Below are 3999 nucleotides of genomic sequence, written 5' to 3'. Positions count from 1 at the left end.
TAGCAATATAGTCCAAAAAAAATAACGGCTCCGCGCCCTGACACAGCACATCATTTACATTCATCGCCACACAGTCAATTCCCACCGTGTCGTGACGGTCCAGGGTAAAGGCGAGCTTGAGCTTAGTCCCGACCCCATCACAGCCCGAGACCAGGACCGGAGCTTGGTAGCCCGTGGGCAGAGCAAATAACCCCCCGAAAAGACCAATGCCCCCCAGCACCCCCGGACGGTTCGTGCTTTGGGTATGACGGCGGATGCGCTCCACAAAGGCCCGCCCCCCCTCTAAATCAACCCCAGCCGCTCGATAATCCATGCCCCCTAGCCTACCACGGTGCGCTCTGTCCATAAAATGTATCAAAACTTACCTATGTTTATTTTTTAAACCTTGTCAAGGGGTAAAAAGCATGATGATGACTGTGTTTGCTAGCTCAGGTCGCCATGTGTGTGGTAGAGTTTTTACCCTAAGTAGAAAAGGACGCACGATGCCAAAAATCGCCCCCGCGTTACTAGGACTAGCCCTCGTCGGCTTAGGTTGGCCCCTAGCTAGCCTTGCCAATGAGCTTCCCCCCCTCCTCCCCAAGCTGGTGGTGAGTGAAGCAGCCCTAGCGCGGACCTATAGCGACCCCCAACGGCCCCAAGTCGTGGTCTACCTCAAGAATTTGCCCCTCGTCATCATCGCCACCACCCCAGACCGGGAAGTGGCCCAGACCCTAGCTGAACAGACCGCTGCTGCCCTCAACCAAGCGCAAAACCGCGTCCTCACCGGGCCGCTCGTAGTCCGTCAAGACAGCGGCACCTTAGAAATTCATACTTCCGACGACCAGTTGTTGTTGACCTTAAACGAACAGGTCCGCGGCCCTGCCGGAACGCGGGGGGCTGTTCTGGCTGAAAGTCTGGTCCAACGCATTAGTGCCGCCCTAGCCTTACCCGTGCCCGTCACTGCACCGACGCTGACCGCCCCGCCCCAAGCTGCCCCGGCTCCTGTCCAAGTTGCCGTGCAGCCCCTTCCAGTTAAAGCCCCCGCCTCGCCCCTCGAACAAATCACTGAGCGCATTAAAGACTTCATCATCCAGTCCTTCCAGGGCCATGCTTCCTGGTATGGGGGACAGTTTCAGGGACGGCGCGGGGCCAACGGTGAGATTCACCGGGGTAAAGACCTGACCGCCGCCCACCGCTCCCTACCCTTCGGCACGCGGCTCAAAGTGACTAATCTTCAAAATGGACGGCAAGTGGTCCTTAAAGTGACAGACCGGGGACCTTTCGTTGGCGGTCGTGTAATAGATGTATCTCAGGCTGCCGCTCAAACCCTGGGCATGATCCACATGGGTGTCGCCCGGGTGCGCGTCGAAGTCTTGGGCCGCAAGAGCTAAACTGAGTGCTATGACACGGATTATTGGCGTGACAGGCGGGCTGGGTACGGGCAAGAGTGCCGTGACAATAGTCCTGCTCAGTCAAGGAATCCCGGTCTGGGATGCTGACCAAGCCGCCCGCCGCGCTGTTATCCCCGCTACCCCAGGCTGGCAAGCGATTGTAAATCGCTACGGCACGACAATTCTCACGGGGGACCAACTGAACCGGGCACGCCTGGGAGAAATCGTTTTTGCTGATGGTCTAGAACGTCTTTGGTTAGAGGGCCTAATCCATCCCGCCGTCCGGGCTGAGGCCGAAACGTGGCTCACAAACCAAGTTGCGACCACTGTTGCGCTAGTGGTTCCCCTCTTGTTTGAGAGTCAGATGACCGACTTAGTGAACGAGATTTGGGTGGTTGTTTGTCGCTCGGACCAGCAGATAGCACGGGTCCAGGAGCGCGATGGTCTCAGTGAACCCGCCATCCAGCAACGAGTAGCCAGTCAATGGCCCTTAGCCCAAAAAGTTGACCGCGCCGACCAAGTCCTCGACAACTCTGGGGACCCCGCCGCCCTCACCGCGCAAGTCCTGGGTCTCTTGTAACGGTAAGATAATTGAAGCGCATAGGAAGTCCAGGTGAACGACCGTATTCTCAGAGCCGCCCGTCATCAGCCCGTAGACCGTCCCCCGGTGTGGATGATGCGGCAGGCGGGGCGTTATATGAAAAGTTACCGCGCCCTCCGCGAACGATATTCCTTCCGTGAACGCAGCGAAATCCCCGAACTGGCGGTGGAGATCTCCTTGCAGCCCTTCCATGAGTTTGGGCCGGACGGGGTGATCATGTTCTCGGATATCCTTACGCCTTTACCAGGACTGGGTATTAACTTTGACATTGTGGAGAGTCGGGGACCCTTGATGGAAGACCCGATCCGCACCCAAGCCCAAGTGGACCAACTCACCCTCCTGGACCCTGAACAGGCCGTCCCCTTTGTCGGCACTATTCTCAAAACCCTGCGCCAAGAAGTGGGGGACCGCGCAACGGTCTTGGGGTTTGTGGGCGCACCCTGGACCCTGGCTGCCTACGCCGTGGAAGGCAAAACCTCTAAGGACTACGCGCTGGTCAAGACCATGGCTTTCACCCAGCCAAAACTGATGCACAGTTTCCTAGAGAAATTGGCGCAGGCCATCAGTGGTTACATGATCTACCAGATTGACCAGGGTGCCCAAGCGGTCCAGATGTTCGATAGTTGGGCAGGGCAACTCCCCCCCTGGGCCTTCCGTGAATTCGCCTTGCCCTATCAACAGCAGATTTTCCAGACGGTCAAGGCCGCCCGTCCTGAGGTCCCATTGATTCTCTACATCAGTGGTTCTTCAGGGGTTCTGGAGTTGATGGGCCAGTCGGGAGCGGATGTGATTAGCGTGGATTGGACCCTAGACCTCGACCAAGCCCGCGCCCGTCTGGGTCCTGCGCTAGCCGTCCAGGGCAACCTCGACCCCTGTGTCCTATTTGCGCCCCAGCCCTTCATTGCCACCAAAATTCGTGAAGTGATCCAGGCGGCTGGACCCACTGGGCACATCATGAACCTCGGTCACGGTATCTTACCCACTACCCCCGAGGAGAACGCTCGTTTCTTTTTCGAGTTCGTCAAGTCCCTCTGACCTAGTGGCCCTTGTTCAGAACCAGCTTCTTTGCTAAGCTATCTGGGTCATCGGGATGTAGCGCAGCTTGGTAGCGCATCTGCTTTGGGAGCAGAGGGTCGCAGGTTCGAATCCTGTCATCCCGACCAATTCAAACTCTTACATAGAGCCAATTCCAAGCCCCAGACCAGCCCCCACTAAGGCTCCTGGGGCTTCTAACTTTCCTTTAAATGTAATTAACGTCCGTTCTCGTCCGTTTACATCCATTCTGGTCAGCTCTAAAATCGGGGAAAATATCGGGGAAACAATTGACGGACTTCACCGCCCGACTAGCCCAAACGCATATCCAACTCAAAGAGATGGGCGCACGGGTGATGGTTTGCCTTAACGGGGAGTCGAAACGGTTGTACCTGCGGGGGACTCTGCCAGCGAAACCGGGCAAGAGTGGCACATCCCGGCAGGAGATAGCAACCGGGTACACTGCCACCGTCCAGGGACTCCGCAAAGCACAACAGATGGCGGTGACTGTGACCCAGGCTCTTGAGCGCGAGACCTTTAGTTGGGGACCGTACCTCCGACAGAAAGAGGAGGCCGAGGCCCCGGCGACCGCCCAAGCGTGGGTCGAAAAATACCGTCTCACTTTTTTGGAAAAAATATGGGGACACGGACAAGACGCGCTCCACCTGGGGCAAGACCTACCGAGTCGCCTTTAACAAATTTGTGCCGGATGAACCGTTGACCCTCGCGTCCTGCTTACGGGTGCTGGCGACGTCGGTACCTGGGAGCCGGGGGAGGCAGGCGGCGTGTACGGTCCCCGGTAAACTGGGGGCCTTCGCGGGGTTCTCGGCGGAGGACCTTGCCAAAATCCAGGGATTGCGCGGGGGGTATAGTCCCCTGGCCCACGAACCTAAGGATCTAAGCATGTGGGTCAATTAAACACATACTTATCCAACGCGATACCTCGTTGTTGATAGCGTTGCTTAAAGGCTAGCTCTACACCTGTAGTAAGGTCAT

At 57.3% G+C, this 3999-nt stretch carries 6 protein-coding genes and 1 tRNA gene; 6 read left to right on the top strand and 1 reads right to left on the bottom strand.

Features of this window, described 5'->3' with window-relative positions; translation table 11 throughout:
• A partial coding sequence (locus HFM78_RS09645; protein WP_287129232.1) for an AIR synthase related protein occupies window positions 1-313 on the bottom strand: 313 nt, incomplete at its 3' end.
• 169 nt (window positions 314-482) lie between these two features.
• Between HFM78_RS09645 and HFM78_RS09640 the strand changes: the two genes are divergently transcribed.
• The 6 genes from HFM78_RS09640 (at window position 483) to HFM78_RS09615 (ending at window position 3921) form a co-directional block, all read left to right on the top strand.
• Entirely contained in the window at window positions 483-1370 is an 888-nt protein-coding gene (locus HFM78_RS09640; protein ID WP_287129231.1) for a septal ring lytic transglycosylase RlpA family protein, read from the top strand.
• Between the two features lie 10 nt (window positions 1371-1380).
• Window positions 1381-1950 carry a dephospho-CoA kinase gene (coaE, locus tag HFM78_RS09635; RefSeq protein ID WP_287129230.1) on the top strand — a complete coding sequence of 190 codons (570 nt, stop codon included), beginning with the start codon at window positions 1381-1383 and terminating at the stop codon, window positions 1948-1950.
• A gap of 33 nt (window positions 1951-1983) precedes the next feature.
• Window positions 1984-3006: a uroporphyrinogen decarboxylase gene (hemE, locus tag HFM78_RS09630; protein ID WP_287129229.1), complete on the top strand. Its 1023-nt coding sequence runs from the start codon at window positions 1984-1986 to the stop codon at window positions 3004-3006.
• A 51-nt stretch (window positions 3007-3057) separates the two neighbouring features.
• Window positions 3058-3134: transfer RNA gene (locus tag HFM78_RS09625), tRNA-Pro, on the top strand.
• Window positions 3135-3293: 159 nt separating this feature from the next.
• On the top strand, window positions 3294-3698 hold the full coding sequence (locus tag HFM78_RS09620) for a hypothetical protein (RefSeq protein ID WP_287129228.1): 405 nt from the start codon (window positions 3294-3296) through the stop codon (window positions 3696-3698).
• 7 nt (window positions 3699-3705) lie between these two features.
• The gene (locus tag HFM78_RS09615; RefSeq protein ID WP_287129227.1) at window positions 3706-3921 is read left to right on the top strand and encodes a hypothetical protein; all 216 of its coding nucleotides are present in this window, start codon (window positions 3706-3708) and stop codon (window positions 3919-3921) included.
• Window positions 3922-3999: the final 78 nt, after the last annotated feature.

It is taken from the genome of Candidatus Cyanaurora vandensis (genome assembly GCF_013285555.1).
In the GTDB taxonomy this organism is placed as follows: domain Bacteria; phylum Cyanobacteriota; class Cyanobacteriia; order Gloeobacterales; family Anthocerotibacteraceae; genus Cyanaurora; species Cyanaurora vandensis.
The sequence above is the reverse complement of the archived record's forward strand: the minus strand, read 5'-3'. Positions and strand labels throughout refer to the sequence as shown.